This window comes from Leifsonia sp. McL0627 (assembly GCF_058244615.1).
The window spans coordinates 89,042-105,643 of record NZ_JBZCGM010000006.1; the positions used below are offsets into that span (position 1 = coordinate 89,042).

General features: G+C 67.9%; 18 protein-coding genes. 11 read left to right on the forward strand and 7 right to left on the reverse strand.

All coding sequences use genetic code 11. The annotated features are described in order from the left end of the window. Nucleotides 1-39 precede the first annotated feature (39 nt). Nucleotides 40-1,413 carry an extracellular solute-binding protein gene (locus AC37TH_RS16470; RefSeq protein ID WP_490765427.1) on the reverse strand — a complete coding sequence of 458 codons (1,374 nt, stop codon included), beginning with the start codon at nucleotides 1,411-1,413 and terminating at the stop codon, nucleotides 40-42. Nucleotides 1,414-1,644: 231 nt separating this feature from the next. Here AC37TH_RS16470 and AC37TH_RS16475 point away from each other — a divergent pair, with 231 nt between their 5' ends. Continuing rightward, a complete protein-coding gene (locus AC37TH_RS16475; protein WP_490765428.1) occupies nucleotides 1,645-2,193 on the forward strand; it encodes a DUF2781 domain-containing protein in 549 nt (182 codons plus the stop codon). Here the strand turns inward: AC37TH_RS16475 and AC37TH_RS16480 are convergent. Genes AC37TH_RS16480 through AC37TH_RS16495 form a run of 4 tightly spaced genes read right to left on the reverse strand, consistent with a single transcriptional unit; the run spans nucleotide 2,177 to nucleotide 4,607 of the window. Beyond that, nucleotides 2,177-2,515: a DMT family transporter gene (locus AC37TH_RS16480; protein ID WP_490765429.1), complete on the reverse strand. Its 339-nt coding sequence runs from the start codon at nucleotides 2,513-2,515 to the stop codon at nucleotides 2,177-2,179. The genes AC37TH_RS16475 and AC37TH_RS16480 overlap by 17 nt on opposite strands. Before the next feature lie 42 nt (nucleotides 2,516-2,557). Continuing rightward, nucleotides 2,558-3,334: a hypothetical protein gene (locus tag AC37TH_RS16485; protein WP_490765430.1), complete on the reverse strand. Its 777-nt coding sequence runs from the start codon at nucleotides 3,332-3,334 to the stop codon at nucleotides 2,558-2,560. After that, nucleotides 3,331-4,248 (reverse strand): ABC transporter ATP-binding protein, encoded by a 918-nt coding sequence (locus AC37TH_RS16490; protein WP_490765431.1) that lies wholly within the window; start codon nucleotides 4,246-4,248, stop codon nucleotides 3,331-3,333. The genes AC37TH_RS16485 and AC37TH_RS16490 overlap by 4 nt, the downstream gene beginning before the upstream one ends. Beyond that, nucleotides 4,245-4,607: a GntR family transcriptional regulator gene (locus AC37TH_RS16495; protein ID WP_490765432.1), complete on the reverse strand. Its 363-nt coding sequence runs from the start codon at nucleotides 4,605-4,607 to the stop codon at nucleotides 4,245-4,247. The genes AC37TH_RS16490 and AC37TH_RS16495 overlap by 4 nt, the downstream gene beginning before the upstream one ends. Nucleotides 4,608-4,731: 124 nt before the next feature. On the opposite strand from AC37TH_RS16495, the gene AC37TH_RS16500 reads away from it, so the two are divergent. Further along, nucleotides 4,732-6,159, forward strand: coding sequence for an amidase (locus AC37TH_RS16500; protein ID WP_490765433.1), 1,428 nt, complete (start codon nucleotides 4,732-4,734; stop codon nucleotides 6,157-6,159). 27 nt (nucleotides 6,160-6,186) lie between these two features. On the opposite strand, the gene AC37TH_RS16505 is transcribed toward AC37TH_RS16500, so the two are convergent. Then, entirely contained in the window at nucleotides 6,187-6,510 is a 324-nt protein-coding gene (locus AC37TH_RS16505) for a DUF1844 domain-containing protein (RefSeq protein WP_490766071.1), read from the reverse strand. 331 nt (nucleotides 6,511-6,841) lie between these two features. Here AC37TH_RS16505 and infC point away from each other — a divergent pair, with 331 nt between their 5' ends. The 6 genes from infC (at nucleotide 6,842) to AC37TH_RS16535 (ending at nucleotide 10,587) form a co-directional block, all read left to right on the forward strand. Then, nucleotides 6,842-7,498, forward strand: a complete 657-nt coding sequence (gene infC / locus AC37TH_RS16510; RefSeq protein ID WP_490766072.1) for a translation initiation factor IF-3 — start codon at nucleotides 6,842-6,844, stop codon at nucleotides 7,496-7,498. Next, nucleotides 7,498-7,692 carry a 50S ribosomal protein L35 gene (gene rpmI, locus AC37TH_RS16515; RefSeq protein WP_490765434.1) on the forward strand — a complete coding sequence of 65 codons (195 nt, stop codon included), beginning with the start codon at nucleotides 7,498-7,500 and terminating at the stop codon, nucleotides 7,690-7,692. Before infC ends, rpmI begins: the two co-directional genes overlap by 1 nt. A gap of 32 nt (nucleotides 7,693-7,724) precedes the next feature. After that, nucleotides 7,725-8,111: a 50S ribosomal protein L20 gene (rplT, locus tag AC37TH_RS16520; protein ID WP_055891081.1), complete on the forward strand. Its 387-nt coding sequence runs from the start codon at nucleotides 7,725-7,727 to the stop codon at nucleotides 8,109-8,111. Nucleotides 8,112-8,318: 207 nt separating this feature from the next. Next, entirely contained in the window at nucleotides 8,319-9,131 is an 813-nt protein-coding gene (locus AC37TH_RS16525) for a TrmH family RNA methyltransferase (RefSeq protein WP_490765435.1), read from the forward strand. A 50-nt stretch (nucleotides 9,132-9,181) separates the two neighbouring features. Then, complete coding sequence (locus AC37TH_RS16530) at nucleotides 9,182-9,529, forward strand: ArsR/SmtB family transcription factor (RefSeq protein ID WP_490765436.1); 348 nt, start codon at nucleotides 9,182-9,184, stop codon at nucleotides 9,527-9,529. Next, nucleotides 9,526-10,587, forward strand: coding sequence for an SRPBCC family protein (locus tag AC37TH_RS16535; RefSeq protein WP_490765437.1), 1,062 nt, complete (start codon nucleotides 9,526-9,528; stop codon nucleotides 10,585-10,587). The genes AC37TH_RS16530 and AC37TH_RS16535 overlap by 4 nt, the downstream gene beginning before the upstream one ends. A 52-nt stretch (nucleotides 10,588-10,639) precedes the next feature. Here AC37TH_RS16535 and AC37TH_RS16540 read toward each other — a convergent pair whose 3' ends face one another. After that, the gene (locus tag AC37TH_RS16540) at nucleotides 10,640-12,151 is read right to left on the reverse strand and encodes an MFS transporter (RefSeq protein WP_490765438.1); all 1,512 of its coding nucleotides are present in this window, start codon (nucleotides 12,149-12,151) and stop codon (nucleotides 10,640-10,642) included. A 102-nt stretch (nucleotides 12,152-12,253) separates the two neighbouring features. Here AC37TH_RS16540 and AC37TH_RS16545 point away from each other — a divergent pair, with 102 nt between their 5' ends. Genes AC37TH_RS16545 through pheT form a run of 3 tightly spaced genes read left to right on the forward strand, consistent with a single transcriptional unit; the run spans nucleotide 12,254 to nucleotide 16,517 of the window. Beyond that, a complete protein-coding gene (locus AC37TH_RS16545) occupies nucleotides 12,254-12,892 on the forward strand; it encodes a TetR/AcrR family transcriptional regulator (protein ID WP_490765439.1) in 639 nt (212 codons plus the stop codon). A 41-nt stretch (nucleotides 12,893-12,933) separates the two neighbouring features. Next, nucleotides 12,934-13,974: a phenylalanine--tRNA ligase subunit alpha gene (gene pheS / locus AC37TH_RS16550; protein WP_490765440.1), complete on the forward strand. Its 1,041-nt coding sequence runs from the start codon at nucleotides 12,934-12,936 to the stop codon at nucleotides 13,972-13,974. Beyond that, nucleotides 13,974-16,517, forward strand: a complete 2,544-nt coding sequence (pheT, locus tag AC37TH_RS16555) for a phenylalanine--tRNA ligase subunit beta (RefSeq protein ID WP_490765441.1) — start codon at nucleotides 13,974-13,976, stop codon at nucleotides 16,515-16,517. The genes pheS and pheT overlap by 1 nt, the downstream gene beginning before the upstream one ends. The last annotated feature ends 85 nt before the right edge of the window (nucleotides 16,518-16,602 follow it).

Below are 16,602 nucleotides of genomic sequence, written 5' to 3' on the forward strand. Positions count from 1 at the left end.
GCGGCGGGGCGGAGCACGGCTCCGCCCCGCCGCCACGGCTCAGCGCTGCTGAGCCAGGTTCCTGTCGATCGCGGTCGATGCGCCGGACACGAGCTGCTTGATGTCGGCGTTCTGGTCGGTGAGGACCTTCTGCACCAGCGGGTCGAGGGTCGCGTAGGTGTTCTGCGCGTCCGCCGGCTCGGGGATGAGCTTCAGCTTCGAGTCGATGTACCCGGTGAACTGGTCGCGCGGCACGTTGATCTGGTCCTTGATCCAGCCGAGGTAGGTGTCGTAGACCGACTGGCTGACCGGCGGGAGGCCCGGCGTCCCCACCGCGGTGTTCGACGCGGCGTCCGCCGTGGCCGATGCGATGGCGAAGTCCTTGTCGAAGTACTTCTGGAAATTCATGTACTCGACCCAGCGCGCGGCGGCCAGCAGTTCGTTCGGCGATGCCTTGGCGTTGAACATGGCGATCGTGCCGCCTGTGAGCGTGCCGTGCTCGCCGTCCGCCTGCGGGAGGGCGCCCTGACCGTAGTCGGCCGGCTTCATCCCGTAGTTGTGGATGGCCTGGTCGAACGCATCCGGTGCCTGCATCACCATGCCGATCTTGCCGGCGGCGAACGCCTTGCGGACGTCGTCCTGGTTGTAGAGGAACTGACTGCCCATGGAGTTGTCCTTCCAGCGCATGTCGTGCAGCAGCTGGAGGGCGTTCTCGGTGGGCGCTCCCATCGTGGTCTTCTTGCCTGCGCTGTCGGTGACTGTGCCGCCCATGCTGTACGTCATCGTGGTGAGCATCCAGCCGCCGGTGTTGTTGGTGGTGAGCTGGGCGTAGCCCGCGACGTTCGGCACTTTCTCCGCGATGGTCTTGGCGTCCTGCCTGACCTCGTCCCAGGTGGTCGGCGGCTTGTCCGGATCGAGGCCGGCCTGCTGGAAGATCGCCCGGTTGTATGCGATGCCGACGGAGAACAGTCCGTATGGCACGGTGTACACGTCGCCCTTGTCGTTCTTCACGTTCTCGAGCGCGAGCGGGTTGAGCTTGTCGAGCAGGCCGATCTGCTTGAGGTACGGCGTCATGTTCGGCAGCTGCCCGTTGGCGATGAGCTGCTTGCTGTACGTGAGCGAGACGTTCATCGTCGTGGGGAGCGTGCCTCCGGCGAGCTTGGCCTGGAAGGTCTGCGCCTGCCAGTACTCGGTGGACGGCTTGACGGTGATGTTCGGGTAGAGCTTCTGGAACTCGTCGACCTTCTTGAGGAAGTTCTCCCTGTCCGCCTTCTTGTCCGCCGTCGGCTCGTCGCCGACCGTGATGGTGACCTTGGCTTTCGGGTCCGCTGTCGCGGACGCCCCTTCTGTGCCGCCGCTGGAGCAGCCGGCGAGTGCGATCAGGGCGGTCGCCGCTGTCACGGCGAGCCCGGCCCTCAGTACATGTTTCTTCATTGAAACCCCTAGTCGTGTGCTGTGCCGCCCAGGTCGACGGCTCGGTCGGGCCGCCACGTGCTGTCTCATCTGTGCGACCACGATCCCGCCGGGAGGGCGGGTGCTGTAAATATAAAACTCAGAGAGTTATTAATCAATGGGTGTGATCCGACGAAAGTTTTCGCGTTCCCGTGACACGCGGACGGACGCCGCACAGCCCCTTCGGTCGCACCCGTGACTAGGGTGTTTTCCGTGACCACCGTGACTCCGGACAACGGCCGCGTCGCCTCCGCCGCACCAGCGACGCCCGCGAACCTGCCGCTTCGCCAACGCCCCGTCGACATCTTCTTCCTGGTGATGTTCTCGCTGTTCATCGTGACCTGCATCATCAGCGACGCCATCCCGACGCTCGGCATCCCGCAGACGTCGACCACTCACAACCTGTTCGCGCAGTGGAACTACACGTACTCGTCGCAGTACGACCCGCTGTACCAGAACCCGCCGATCTGGCTGCGGTTCATCACCGGCACCTCGGCGTTCATCTACCTGCCGTTCTACGTGCTGCTCGTCGTCTGCCTGGTCAAGGGCTACAACTGGATCCAGCTGTACTGCGTGATCTACGCGACCATGATCATCAGCCTCACGGGCATCCCGATCTTCGGTGTCGAGTTCTTCGGCGACGCGGCCCAGCGCACGCCGCAGCCGCTCATCTTCCTGCTCTACAACGGCCCGTATGTGCTGGTTCCGCTGCTGCTGCTGATCAGGATGCGGAAGCCCCTGCCGTTCACGCGGAAGTTCTAGCCCCGCCCAGCTCCAGCAGGCCGACGCCGCCGATCACCAGCACGATCCCGGCGATCTGCACCCAGGTCAGCGACTCCTTAAAGAACACCCACGAGATGATCACGATCGCGACGACGCCCACCGCCGACCAGATCGCGTACGCGATCCCGAGCGGGACGCCGCGGCCGAGCGACAGCGAGAGGGCGAAGAACGAGGCGACGTACCCGACCACGACGATGACGTATGCCCACCAGCGGGGGTTGTCTCCCGACGTGAATTTGAGGAAGGTCGTCGCGACCACTTCCGTGGCGATCGCGATGCCGAGGTACAGGTAGCCGAGCACGAGACCCAACGTAGCGGGAGGACGGCCCGCTGGACCAGGTGATCAGCTCTTCGGCGTCGCCCTGCTGATGATGAAGTAGCCTGACACCGCCGCCAGCGCCGTCGGCACGAGCAGCCATGCCGCCACGCCGGTCGGCCCTGCCTCCGCGAACCAGGTCCCGACCGCCGGCCAGCTACCGGTGAGGGTGATGAGGGCGACGGCTCCGACGATGATCAGCACGAGCACCGCTCCGGCGACGAGCACGCCGTTCATCCGCCAGCGCATGTACAGCGTGCCGCTGCCCGAGCCGATGAAGAAGAAGAACAGCATCGAGGCGAACACGATGAACAGGCGGGCGAAGAACCCTCCTCCACCGAAGTAGACCGACGTGAACAGGTGGCCGCCGAGACCCCAGCCTCCGGTCGCCTCCTCCAACGATGACAGGATGGTGAACCCGATGGCGTACCCGGCGGCCAGCAGGATGAAGGTCAGCGCAGTGCCCAGATAGAAGTCGCGCCTGGTCACGCTGTAGCCGAGTGCGAACGGGAAGGTCATCGCGATCACCTGGATGCCGACCACGAGCATGTAGACGAAGATGTAGAACCCTCCGCCGCTCCACTGCGTCCCCTCCAGCGCGTGCGCGCGCTCTGCCGGGGCGGTCGCTGCCCAGATGATCCACCAGATCAGGTAGTTCACCAGCCAGATGAAGCCCATGATCATCACGGGCACCCAGATGGTGGTCCACTTGTTGACCAGATTCAGCTTCACCACTCGCCAGATGCGGTGGGCGGACGCGGGGGCGGTGCGGAGGTTCGCTGCCTCTGGTGCGATGGCGGTCATGCGCTCTGCTCGAATTCTGTCGCGGTGACGTTGGTCTTGCGGACGATGAGTTGCTGGAGGGACACCGGGCTCAACTCGAGCCCCGCCGCGGCGGCCTGAGCGCGCTCGGCCGGTGAGAGGCCGGCGACCGTGACCGAGGCGAGGCCGCCGATCCCGTCGCGGTGGAGGACGTCGCGTCCGGTGACGAACTGCTCGACGGCGCTGCGCTGGCCGACGACCGTGCTGGCCGATCCGCGCATCTCTTCGGCGTCCTCGTCGATCAGGATGCGCCCCTGGTCGATCACGATGACGTGTTCTAGCAGGTTGGCGACCTCGTCGATGAGGTGCGTGGACAGGATGACCGTGCGCGGGTGCTCCGCGTAGTCCTCGAGGAGGCGGTCGTAGAAGATCTGCCTGGCGACCGCATCCAAGCCGAGGTACGGCTCGTCGAAGAAGGTCAGCGGCGCCCGGGAGGCGAGGCCGACGATCACGCCGACGGCCGAGAGCTGCCCGCGGGAGAGCTTCTTGATGCGGCGGTCCACCGGAAGGCGGAAGTCGGCGATCAGCTGTTCGGCGAAGTCCGCATCCCAGTTCTCGAAGAACCAGGGTGCGCTGCGGAAGACGTGCTTCGGCTGGAAGTCGTCGGGGTAGCGCTGGCTCTCCTTGATGAAGCAGAGGTTCTGCAGCACCCTGGCGTTCTCCACCGGGCTCTCGCCGAACACCTGGATGTCGCCGGCGGTGGCGAAGTCCTGGCCGGTGAGGAGTTGCATGATGGTGGTCTTGCCTGCACCGTTGCGGCCGAGGAGGCCGTAGATCTTGTTGGGCTTGACCGTGAAGCTGATGTCGTCGATCGCGGTGAACGATCCGAAGCGCTTGGTGAGGCCGTCGACGTGCACGGCGGGCGCAATGGAGGTCGGTGTTGCTGTGGCGGTCATGCGCTGACTCCTTCCGTGGTGATCATGGCGGTGAGCTGGTCTGGTCCGATCCCGAGCTTCGCCGCTTCGGCGAGCAGGGGGCGGAGGTATTCGTCGCGGAACGCGTCGCGCCGCTTGGCGATGAGGCGCTCGCGGGCGCCGTCGGCAACGAACATGCCGATTCCTCTCTTCTTGTAGAGAATCCCGTCGTCCACCAGGATGTTGACGCCTTTTCCTGCGGTGGCGGGGTTGATGCGGTAGAACGCCGCGAACTCGTTGGTCGACGGCACTTGTGTCTCCTGCGGGTACACGCCGTCGAGGATGTCGTTCTCGATCTGCTCGGCGATCTGAACGAAGATCGGCTTTCCCTCTTCGATCATGTGTGCCTCCGACTTCTCTAACCTCATGGGTTAGTTACTGATGTAACTAACCAACCAGGCCTGCCCGGATCTGTCAAGACATTTCTTCCCTCGGGCGTCAACCCGAACGGGATAGCCTCGATGCATGGCCGAACTGCACGAGCTCACCGCTCTCGCCCTCTGGCAGGAACTGCAGAGCGGACGGGTCTCGCCTCGTGACCTCGCCGCGCACTACCTCGACCGCATCGACAGGCTCAACCCGCAGCTCGGCGCGTTCGTCACGGTCACCCGCGAGCAGGCGCTCGCCAGGGCGGACCGCGTGGCCGCCGAGGTGCCGAAGACCGCACCGCTCTGGGGTCTGCCATCCGGAGACAAAGACCTGTGGATGCGCGCCGGCGTCCGCACCGGGTTCGGCTCGCGCCTGATGGCCGACTTCGTGCCGGAGACCTCGGACGAGATCGTCGAGACCCTGGATGCGGCGGGCGCCGTCAGCCTCGGCAAGACGAACGCCCCCGAGTTCGGCCTGCCCGCATACACCGAATCGCTCGCCGCGCCTCCCGCCAGGAACCCGTGGGACCCGACACTCGGCTCCGGCGGTTCGAGCGGGGGAGCGGCGGTCGCGGTCGCGAGCGGGATGCTCCCGTTCGCGCCTGGCTCGGACGGCGGCGGATCGGTGCGCATCCCGGCGGCGGCCTGCGGGCTGGTCGGGCTGAAGCCGTCCAGGGGGCTCGTGCCCGCCGGAAGCGGCATCGACTCGCTCGCCGGCCTCGTGGTCGACGGCCCGCTCGCGCGGACAACGGCCGACGCTGCACTGCTCCTCGACGGCATGATCGCGAGACGTGACGGCCGCATCGACCACCACTACACGCTGCGCGCCCCATACGACGACGACGGCCCATTCCTCGGAACGGCCGTGCGCGGGGAGGGCCGCTTCCAGCTCGGCGTCATGACGACCTCGGCCTGGGATGACGCGTACGACATCACCATCGCGCCGGAGGCCACGGCGGCACTCGACGCCGCCGTGCAGGCGTTCAGCGCGATGGGTCACGGGATGGAGGAGACAGCGCTGGTCTCAGACCCCACCTATGCCCCGGCGTTCCGCACGATCTGGCAGGCCGGGGCCGCGCGCATCCCGGCAGAGGGGGAGGCGGAGGAACTTCTCGAACCACTGACGAAATGGCTGATGCACCGGGGGCGCGCGATCAGTGCAAGGGAGCTGAGCGAGGCGCTGTCCGCGCTGACCGCGTACGAGCGCTCCCTCATCCGGCAGCTGTCGAGCTTCGACGCCGTGCTCACCCCCGCGATGGCCATGACCCCGCGCCCCGTCGGCTGGTACGACCAGGAGGACGGCGAGCGGAATTTCGCCCAGCAGGTGCAGTACACGCCGTTCACCTCGATGCTGAACGTGTCGGGGCTGCCCGCCATCGTGCTGCCTGTCTCGCAGACGGCCGACGGCCTCCCGATGGGCGTCCAGCTGATCGGGCGGCCGGGCGGAGAGCGCACCCTGCTCTCCCTCGCCGCCCAGCTCGAACGCGCAGTGCGCTGGACCCTCCGCCGCCCGCCACTCTGGTGACGAAGCACTGGGAGGGCTGGGGGACGATTAGGTGACGGGGCCGGTGTACTTCTCGCCAGGGCCCTTGCCGATGGGGTCGGGGATGGGGGAGGCCTCGCGGAAGGCGAGCTGGAGGGAGCGCAGGCCGTCGCGCAGGCTGCGCGCGTGCTGGTCGCCGAGGTGCGCTGCGCTCGCCGTGACCAGGCCGGCGAGGGCGTCGATGAGCTTGCGGGCCTCGTCGAGGTCGGTCTGCGCATCCGGGTCGTCGGCCAGGCCGCATTTGACCGCCGCAGCGCTCATCAGGTGCACCGCGGTGGTCGTGATGACCTCGACCGCCGGGACTTCGGAGATATCGCGGGTGGCCGCGCTGATGTCGTCGGTGGGGTCGTCACTGAGGCCGTCGCCGGCGCCGAAGACATGGGATGTGTCGCTCACTGCTTTCCTCTGTTAGAATCGTTCGGGCTCCGGGACTTCTGTCCCGGTACGAAAGTGGAGATTCCTCCCACCCGCGCTTGACCGCTTCACTAGGTTACCGGGTTGTTGCACTCCGCCAACGCGCGCAAGCGCGGGGGTAGTCAGGGTGCTGTACCAGGCCTGCGAGAAATCGCAGGAATGCGTTGGTGCGTGGAAAATCCTCTTTCGCCGGTGTCGTCACCCGACGGGATCGTGGCCGCGAAGTATCGCTTGATCAGAGGAGAAAAGCATCAGCGATCCCCGTACCAATGACCGTATCCGCGTCCCGGAAGTTCGACTTGTCGGCCCCAGCGGAGAGCAGGTCGGCGTCGTCAAAATCGAGGTCGCCCTCCGTCTCGCGCAGGAAGCAGACCTGGATCTGGTTGAGGTTGCTCCCAACTCCAAGCCGCCTGTCGCGAAGATCATGGACTACGGCAAGTTCAAGTACGAGGCTGCGCAGAAGGCGAAGGAAGCCCGGCGCAACCAGGCGAACACCATCCTCAAAGAGGTGCGTTTCCGCCTCAAGATCGACAAGCACGACTACGAGACCAAGCGCAAGCGCGCCGAAGGCTTCCTGAAGGCCGGCGACAAGGTGAAGGCCATGATCCTGTTCAGGGGTCGCGAGCAGTCGCGTCCCGACCAGGGTGTCCGCCTTCTCCAGCGCTTCGCAGAAGATGTCGCCGAGTTCGGCTCGGTGGAATCCACCCCGACCATCGACGGTCGAAACATGGTTATGGTCATCGGCCCTCTGAAGAACAAGTCAGAGGCCAAGGCCGAGGCCAACGCACAACGTGCCGCCACGAAGGCGCGGGCTCAGGGCCGCGACTCCGAGGAGGTTGCTGACGCAGACGACTCTGCTCAGTCCGATGAGAGTTCGCCCGCCGAGGCGACGAACGAGGAGAAATAATGCCCAAGCAGAAGACACACTCCGGGGCCAAGAAGCGTTTCAAGATCACCGGTAGCGGCAAGGTCATGAAGCAGCAGGCCGGGATGCGCCACAACCTGGAGGTCAAGTCCAGCGACCGCAAGCGTCGCCTGAACCAGGACCAGGTCGTTCCCGAGGTGGACGCGAAGGTCGTCCGCCGCATGCTCGGCAAGTAACCCCACCCCGTCTTTAAGGAAGTAAAGAAGACATGGCAAGAGTAAAAAGGGCGGTCAACGCTCACAAGAAGCGTCGGGTCATCCTCGAGCGCGCAGAGGGCTACCGCGGACAGCGTTCGCGCCTCTACCGCAAGGCCAAGGAGCAGGTCACTCACTCGCTGGTCTACAGCTACCGTGACCGCCGTGCCCGCAAGGGTGACTTCCGTCGCCTGTGGATCCAGCGCATCAACGCTGCGAGCCGCGCGAACGGCCTCACATACAACCGTCTGATCCAGGGCCTGGGTCTCGCGGGTGTCGAGGTCGACCGTCGCATCCTCGCCGAGCTGGCCGTCAACGAGCCCGCCACGTTCGCGGCGCTGGTCCAGACCGCCAAGAAGGCTCTTCCCGCCGACACTTCGGCGCCGAAGGCTGCTGCCTAACCCGCACCACTTCCCGAGAACCCGGTCGACCTCCGTCGGCCGGGTTTTCGCATTCCCGGCTCCCCTCATCATCGAGCCGGGACTTATGTACGCGACACGCCGCTGCGAGCGTGCATAAGTCCCGACTCGATGATGTGGGGAGTGTGGGGAGTGTGGGGAGTGTGGGGAGTGTGGGGAGTCCGGGGCGGTGACCTCTAAGCTGGTGACATGCTTGACAACCCGCGCTCACCGCGCGTTCGCGCCGTTGCCAAACTCGCGAAGCGACCGGCCAGGTCGGAGACCGGACTATTCCTCCTCGAAGGCCCGCAGGCCGTCGCGGAGGCGCTCTCGTACCGCCCGGAGCTCGTGGTCGAGTTGTACGCGACGCCCACCGCGCTCGAACGCTACAGCGACATCGCCCAGACGGCGGTCGACGCGGGCGTCGACGTCGAGTTCGTCACCGAGCAGGTCCTGGATGCGATGGCCGACACGGTCACGCCGCAGGGCTTCATCGCCGTGTGCCGCCAGTTCCCCACCTCGGTGAAGGACATCTTCGCCGGGGAGCCGCGCCTCGTCGCGATCCTCGAAGAGGTGCGCGACCCGGGCAACGCCGGAACGATCATCCGCGCCGCGGACTCTGCGGGCGCCGACGCCGTCGTGCTCACCGGGCGCACCGTCGACCTCTACAACCCGAAGGTCGTCCGTTCGACCACCGGGTCGCTGTTCCATGTGCCTGTCGCCGTCGGTGCCAGCCTGGACGACGTCGTGCAGCGTGCGCACGCAGCGGGACTGCAGGTGCTCGCCGCCGACATCAAGGGCGAGGACCTCCTCGAAGCGCGCACCGACGGGCAGCTCGCCCGACCGACCGCCTGGGTCTTCGGCAACGAGGCCCATGGTCTGGCCGAGGAGGAGCTGCAGCTGGTCGACCGCGTCGTCACCGTGCCGATCTATGGCCGTGCGGAGTCGATGAACTTGGCGACCGCTGCGAGCGTCTGCCTGTACGAGTCGGCGTTCGCGCAGCGCTCGGCCGCCACCGACTGAGTCTTGATTAAAGCTTGCGTTATATAACGCAGACCTGATACGTTCGCGTCATGGACGCACTCGAAGCCATCGGAGACCCTGTCCGCCGGCGATTCGTCGAACTGCTCGCCCGCGGGGAGCAGCCCGCCGGGCACCTGGCCGAGCTGGCCTCCGGCGAGTTCGGGATCAGCCAGCCCGCCGCCTCCAGACACCTGCGGGTGCTGAGGGAGACGGGACTCGTCGTCGCGCGCGTGCAGGGAAAGCAGCGCGTCTACGCCCTGGACCCGGCAGGGATCGACGCCGCCGCCGCGTGGTTCGACGGCGTTCGCGCATTCTGGGATCAGCGGCTGGACGCCCTGGACACCGAGCTGGCGCGCGGACGGGCGGCGGCGCGAACGGACGGAAGGCAGGCATCATGACCATCTGGGGAGACATCGCGCTCGACGGCGCACGACGCACGGTGACGATCGAGCGCGAGTTCGCGGCGACCGTCCCTGGCCTCTGGAGCGCGCTCACCGAGCCGGCCAGGCTCCGCCGCTGGATCGGCGAACTCGAGCAGACCGACGACCGCTTCCTGCTCAGGATGGGCGGCCCCGACGCGGAGGCGGTGGCCACCGGCCGGGTGCTCGCCTGCGAACCGCAGCGGCGCATCCTGGTCGGCTGGCGGTTCAGTGGCGATGGCGGGACCGAGGCGGACACCGAGCTGGAGGCGACACTGGAGGCGGTGAGCCAGGACCGCTCGCGGCTCACCCTGCGGCACGCGCGGGTGCAGGCGCTGACGGCCGCGGACTACGGGGCCGGCTGGGAGGACATGCTCACGCACCTCGCGCGGGCTGTCGGGGAGGAGGCGTCGCCCGTGGGCGAGCGTCCGTATCTCGGCGAGGCGGCCGACGCCGCCGCATACGGGGCAGCGCTGGAGGAGTACCGCCGTGCAGAGGCTGCGCTTGTCCCTGCGACGATGCTTCGCGAGGGCGGCCGCTCCGGCGTGCACCTGGAAAGGCTGCTGGATGCGCCGATCGCCGAAGTCTGGGATGCGCTCACCCTGCCGCATCGGATCGGCCGCTGGCTCTGGCCGGTCGTGGCGTGGCCGGACGACCCGGAGCGCGTGCGCAGGCTCCGCCTCGGCGACGAGTTCCGGCTCGGCGACGAGAACGTTCCGGACGGCGTGCACGCTATGGAGGTGCTGGACTTCGACGAGGGACGCCTGCTCGGGTTCACCTGGGGGCCCGACCGGTCGGCCGTGCGCATCCGGTTGTCGGAGAGCGGCGACGGAACGCTGCTGGTGCTCGATCAGGAGGCGATCCCCGACGTGTTCGGTGCAGGCCGGATGCGCTCCGCCCCCGATTTCGCGGCGGGCTGGCACGCGCTCGTCGACGGTCTGACGCTGCTGCTCGCCGGGCTGACCGTGCCGCAGCAGGCCGGTCTGTGGGATGCGGCGTACGCCGTGTACGCGGAGGCGGACGCGCCCGAGTCCTGAAAGGTCAGGGCTCCGACGCGCCCGCCAGGCGCAGCGACTCAGGTGCGGTGACTCAGTGCGCGACGACCGGCTCGCTGTCCACCGGTGCGTCCGCCGACGTTCCGGATGCGCCGGTCGGGTTGCCGAGCGACGCCCCGTGTCCGCGGCGCCGGTAGAGCAGTCCGGAGAGCACCGCGCCGACCACGAAGAACCCTGCGCCCCACCAGTACGCGGTGGCGTAGCTGTGCACGGCGGCCTCAGCGGCGACCGACGGCGTGAGCGGGAGGTGCGAGGCCACGTAGTTGGTCGCTGCGGTCGCCGCGAGGGTGTTGAGCAGCGCCGTTCCGATCGACCCTCCGACCTGCTGGCTGGTGTTCACCATCGCGGAGGCGACGCCGGCGAAGTGCCTGTCGACCCCGAGCGTCGCCGTCTGGATCGCCGCCGGCATGATCGTGCCCATGCCGGTGCCGAGGATCATCAGCGCGGGGAGCACATCCGTCGCGTAGTTGGCGGTGACGCCGAGGTGGGTGAGGTAGACCATGCCGATGGCTGCGATGGTCATGCCGATCGGCACCATGACCTTCGGACCGAACCGGGGGACGAAGATGTTGGTCGACAGCTGCGCGGCCAGCACCAGCATCAGGATCATCGGCAGGAAGCCGAGCCCGGTCTGGATCGGGGTGAACTTCAGCGTGGTCTGCAGGTAGTAGGTGACGAAGAGGAAGATGCCGAACATCCCGACGCCCGCGATCAGGATCGAGCTGTACGACGCCCCGCGGTTGCGGTCGAGCACGATCGAGAGCGGGAGCAATGGATGCGCGGCCCTCCGCTGCCAGAGCACGAACGCGATCAGCAGCACAGCCGAGGCGGTGAGCAGCCCCCAGCTCTGCACCGAGTCCCAGCCGTCGGTCTCGGCGTTCGAGAAGCCGTAGACGAGGGAGAACAGTGCGGCCGAGACGAGGATCGTGCCCGGCACGTCGAGCTTGGGTCGCGGGCCGGTGCGCGCGACGGTGCTGACGAAGATGCTCGCGCCGATGATCGCGATGATCGCGATGAAGACGTTGATGTAGAGGTTCCAGCGCCAGTCGAACTGCTCGGTGAGGAATCCGCCGAGCAGGAGGCCGACCGCTCCTCCCGCTCCGGCGATGGCACCGAAGATGCCGAATGCGCGCGCACGCTCCTTCGGGATCGTGAACGTCGTGGTGAGCACGGCGAGGGCGGTCGGGGCGAGGAGCGCGCCGAACGCCCCCTGGAGTGCGCGGGCGCCCACGAGCATCCCGAAGGTGCCGGCCGCTCCGCCGAGCGCTGACGCGCCCGCGAAGCCGATGAGGCCGATGATGAACGCGCGTTTGCGTCCGATGAGGTCGGAGAGCCTGCCGCCGAACAGCAGCAGGCTGCCGAAGGCGAGGGAGTAAGCGGTGACGATCCACTGGCGGTCGGCGTTGCTGAAGCCGAGGTCGGCTTGGGCCGAGGGGAGTGCGATGTTCACGACGGTGGAGTCGAGGACCACCATGAGCTGCGCCAGGGCGACGGTGACGAGCGTCCACCAGCGGCGGGTCGAAACGGGAGGGGGAGTCTGGGACATGGAGGTCAGCATATACGAAACTAACCAGTTCCGGATCTCCTAAGTTCTAAAATTAACCTTACAATGGTCTGGATGGAAAGCAACATGACGAAGGAAGCCGCAATGACGCAGCTCGACACCGTTGAAGAGACGCAACAACCGCCCGCCAAGCTCGGCAGGAAGCGCGACCACACCCGCGACCCCGAAATCCTCGCCGCAGCGCTCGACGTGCTCGCCGAGACCGGCTACGAGCGGATGACCATGGACATGGTCGCGGCCCGCGCCAAGGCCGGAAAGGCCACGGTCTACCGCCGCTGGGGGTCCAAGGCGGAGCTGGTCATCGAGGCCGTCGCCTGCATGAAGCAGGCCGATGTCGACCTGACCGCGTTGCCGGACACCGGGACGCTGCGCGGGGACATGATCGCGATGATCAAGCCGCACAACCTCGTGGATGCGGAGAAGAAGCTCCGGGTGATGGCCGGGCTCATCTCCATGCTGGCCCAGGACCCCGACCTCGCCGAGGCGGTGAACGCCGCGATCGTCGAGCCCCGCGCCTCCGTCAACCGGTTCTTCATGCGCAGGGCGATCGAGCGCGGGGAGATCCCCGCAGACTGCGACATCGAGACGCTCGCGCTCGTCTCGCCGTCGATGGCGTCGTACCGCACGCTCATCCTGCACAAGCCGGTGAACAGGGAGTTCCTGATCGGGCTGATCGACGGCGTGCTGCTTCCCGCTGTCGGGCTTGGCCGTCATCCGGAATAGCTGGCCGGCCGGTTGGACTTAGCTGGCTAAACTTGGGTCTCGTGTCTGAAACCTCCGAAATCTCCGAAGCCTCTGTCGAGGCGGCGGTCGCGTCGGCTCTCGCTGCGATCGACGCAGCGGCCGACTCTGCGGCGCTCAAGGTCGTGCGCGCAGAGCACACGGCCGAAGGCTCGCCGCTCGCGCGACTGAACGCCGCCATCCGCTCCATCCCCAACGAGCAGAAGGCGTCCGCCGGCAAGCTCGTCGGTCAGGCGAGGGGCACGGTCAGCCAGGCGTTCGCCGCCAAAGAGGCGCAGATCGAGCGCGACGAGAACGAGGCACGGCTCGCGGAGGAGGCGCTTGACGTCACCGCCCTCCCCTCGCGCTGGACGCCGGGGGCCAGGCACCCGCTGTCGCTGCTGCAGGAGCGCATCGCCGACGTCTTCGTCGGCATGGGCTGGGAGCTGGCGGAGGGCCCGGAGCTCGAGAGCGAGTGGTACAACTTCGACGCCCTCAACTTCGACGAGGACCACCCGGCCCGGGCCATGCAGGACACCTTCTTCGTCGAGCCGACGAACGCGCACCTCGTGATGCGCACCCACACGTCTCCCGTGCAGCTGCGCGCGCTCCTCGGCAACGAGCTGCCGGTCTACCGGATCGCGCCTGGACGCGTGTTCCGCACCGACGAGTTCGATGCGACGCACCTTCCCGTGTTCCACCAGACGGAGGGCATCGCGGTCGACAAGGGGCTCACCATGGCGCACCTGCGCGGCACCCTCGACCACTTCGTGAAGACGCTGTTCGGCGACGAGGCCAAGGTGCGCCTGCGCCCCAACTACTTCCCGTTCACCGAGCCGAGTGCCGAGCTCGACCTCTGGCACCCCACCTTCAAGGGCGGAGCGCGCTGGATCGAGTGGGGCGGCTGCGGCATGGTCAACCCCAACGTGCTGCGCTCGGCGGGGATCGACCCAGAGGTGTACTCGGGCTTCGCGTTCGGGATGGGCGTCGAGCGGGCGCTGATGTTCCGCAACGACGTCAAAGACATGCGTGACATGGCCGAGGGCGATGTCCGGTTCTCTCAGCAGTTCGGAATGGTGGTCTGATGCGCGTCCCCCTGAGTTGGCTCGGCGAGTACGTCGACCTCGAGCCGGGAACGACGGCGGAGGACGTCCACGCCGCCCTCGTCTCCGTCGGGCTCGAAGAGGAGGAGATCCACTCGTTCGAGATTTCCGGTCCCGTGGTGGTCGGCGAGGTCCTCGACTTCATCGAGGAGCCGCAGAGCAACGGCAAGACCATCCGCTGGTGCCAGGTGCGTGTCGCGCCGGACGGTGAGCAGGCGGCGGACGGCGGCGACGCCGTGCACGGCATCGTCTGCGGTGCAGGCAACTTCTTCCCCGGAGACAAGGTCGTCGTGACCCTGCCGGGGTCCGTGCTGCCCGGACCGTTCCCGATCGCCGCGCGCAAGACCTACGGTCACATCTCCGACGGCATGATCGCTTCGGCTCGCGAACTGGGTCTCGGCGACGAGCACGACGGCATCCTGCGGCTGGCGACGCTCGGACTCGACCCGGAGGTCGGCTCCGACGCGATCGCGCTGCTCGGCCTCGACGACACCGCTGTCGAGGTCAACGTGACCCCTGACCGCGGATACGCGTTCTCCATCCGCGGCATCGCCCGCGAGTACTCGCACGCCACCGGAGCAGCGTTCCGCGACCCGGCGGACGCGGCGGGCATCCTGCCGTCCGGTGCGCACGCGCACGGGTTCAGCGTCGCCATCGACGACCGCGCCCCCATCCGCGGCCGCTCCGGCGCGTCGGTGTTCGTGACCAGGGTGGTCCGCGACGTGGACGGCTCCCGCCCGACACCGGCGTGGATGATCGCCAGGCTCAAGCTCGCCGGCATCCGGTCCATCTCGCTCGTCGTCGACATCACCAACTATGTGATGCTCGAACTCGGCCAGCCGATCCACGGCTACGACCTCGACAAGCTGCGCGGCGGCATCGTCGTGCGCAGGGCGCACGTGGGCGAGACGCTGGTGACGCTGGACGACCAGACCAGGACGCTCGACGAGGAAGACCTCGTCATCACCGACGAGTCCGGTCCGATCGGCCTCGCCGGGGTGATGGGCGGCGCCTCCACCGAGATCGGCGCGGACACCACGAACGTGCTGGTCGAGGCGGCCAACTTCGACCCGGTCTCGATCGCCCGCACCGCCCGCAGGCACAAGCTGCCGAGCGAGGCGTCCAAGCGCTTCGAGCGCGGCGTCGACCCGCGCGTCGCCGTCGCGGCGGCCGGTCGCGTCGTTCAGCTGCTCGAACAGCTCGCCGGCGGCCACGCCGACGAGCTCGGCTCCGTGCTCGACGCAGCGGAGGCGCCGGAGGCGATCCGTCTGCCCGGCCGGTACATCGCCTCGCTCGTCGGGGTCGAGTTCACCGACGACGAGGTGCGCGGAGCGCTCGCCGAGATCGGCGGAGCCGTCTCGCCGTCCGGCGACGATCTGCTCGTCGTGCCGCCCACCTGGCGGCCCGACCTCCGCGACAAGTCCGACCTCGCGGAGGAGGTGGCGCGCATCGTCGGCTACGACCGCATCCCGTCGGAGCTGCCCGTCGCGCCTCCCGGCCGCGGTCTCAGCCGCGAGCAGAAGCTGCGCCGCGCCGTCGCGCAGACGCTCGCCGACAACGGCGCAACCGAGATCCTGTCGTTCCCGTTCCTCAGCGAGAAGGCGAACGACCTGTTCGGCTCGCCCGTCGCGGGCGGCGTGCCGGCGGTCAAGCTGGCCAACGCTCTGGATGCGACGGCCCCGTACCTGCGCACGGCTCTGCTGCCGGGTCTGGTCGACGTGGCGAAGCGCAACCTCGCCCGCGGCCTGGTCGACCTGACCATCTACGAGCTCGGAACGGTCTTCCGGCCGTCCGGCGCGGCCATCGGCAGCGAGACGCTGCCTCCGGGCGCCGCGCTCCCGTCCGACGAGATCCTGGCCGGGCTGAACGCGGGCATCCCCGCGCAGCCGCGTCACCTCGCGGGGCTGGTGCTCGGGCACCCGGTGCTCAAGGGTCCGGGTCAGGAAGCGATTCCGGCCGGTGTCGCCGACGCGCTCACGATGGTCGCGCAGACCGCCGCGGCCGTCGGGCTCACGGTCGACCCCGTGCAGGGTACGCACCAGGCGATGCACCCCGGCCGCACCGCGCAGCTGATCGCGCGCGGTCGAGACGGAGAGGGAGTGCCCGTCGGCTATGCGGGCGAGCTGCTGCCCGCGCTGGCTGAGGACCTCGACCTGCCCCGCGTCGTGGCCGTGTTCGAGCTCGACCTGGATGCGCTGATCGCCGTGGCGCCCGCCGACATCGTCGCGGGCACCATCGCCGGGTTCCCCGCTGCGACGCAGGACCTGTCGCTCGTCGTCCCGGCCGAGACCCCGGCCGGTGACGTCAAGCGCGCGGTGCAGGACGGTGCAGGCGCGCTGCTCGAGCACATCCGGTTGGTGGACGACTACCGTGGTCACGGCGTTCCGGAGGGGCACAAGTCGCTGACGTTCGCCCTGCGTTTCCGCGCGGACGACCGCACGCTCACCGCGGCAGAGGCTTCCGAGGCCAAGCTCGCGGGCGCAGCGCGCGCCGCCGAGCTGCTCGGAGCGCACATCCGCGACTGACGCCCCGTGCAAAAGCGCGGCGCGATCCTCGTGCGAAAAGCGCGGTCCCACACGCTGGGACCGCGCTTTTTGCACGAATCGTGCG

Bases quoted from the DNA above. Each gene is read 5' to 3' on its own strand.
- AC37TH_RS16470 (WP_490765427.1), bottom strand. From the start codon at position 1,413: ATGAAGAAACATGTACTGAGGGCCGGGCTCGCCGTGACAGCGGCGACC.
- AC37TH_RS16485 (WP_490765430.1), bottom strand. From the start codon at position 3,334: ATGACCGCCATCGCACCAGAGGCAGCGAACCTCCGCACCGCCCCCGCG.
- AC37TH_RS16490 (WP_490765431.1), bottom strand. From the start codon at position 4,248: ATGACCGCCACAGCAACACCGACCTCCATTGCGCCCGCCGTGCACGTC.
- AC37TH_RS16495 (WP_490765432.1), bottom strand. From the start codon at position 4,607: ATGATCGAAGAGGGAAAGCCGATCTTCGTTCAGATCGCCGAGCAGATC.
- AC37TH_RS16500 (WP_490765433.1), top strand. From the start codon at position 4,732: ATGGCCGAACTGCACGAGCTCACCGCTCTCGCCCTCTGGCAGGAACTG.
- rpmI (WP_490765434.1), top strand. From the start codon at position 7,498: ATGCCCAAGCAGAAGACACACTCCGGGGCCAAGAAGCGTTTCAAGATC.
- rplT (WP_055891081.1), top strand. From the start codon at position 7,725: ATGGCAAGAGTAAAAAGGGCGGTCAACGCTCACAAGAAGCGTCGGGTC.
- AC37TH_RS16525 (WP_490765435.1), top strand. From the start codon at position 8,319: ATGCTTGACAACCCGCGCTCACCGCGCGTTCGCGCCGTTGCCAAACTC.
- AC37TH_RS16530 (WP_490765436.1), top strand. From the start codon at position 9,182: ATGGACGCACTCGAAGCCATCGGAGACCCTGTCCGCCGGCGATTCGTC.
- AC37TH_RS16535 (WP_490765437.1), top strand. From the start codon at position 9,526: ATGACCATCTGGGGAGACATCGCGCTCGACGGCGCACGACGCACGGTG.
- AC37TH_RS16540 (WP_490765438.1), bottom strand. From the start codon at position 12,151: ATGTCCCAGACTCCCCCTCCCGTTTCGACCCGCCGCTGGTGGACGCTC.
- AC37TH_RS16545 (WP_490765439.1), top strand. From the start codon at position 12,254: ATGACGCAGCTCGACACCGTTGAAGAGACGCAACAACCGCCCGCCAAG.
- pheT (WP_490765441.1), top strand. From the start codon at position 13,974: ATGCGCGTCCCCCTGAGTTGGCTCGGCGAGTACGTCGACCTCGAGCCG.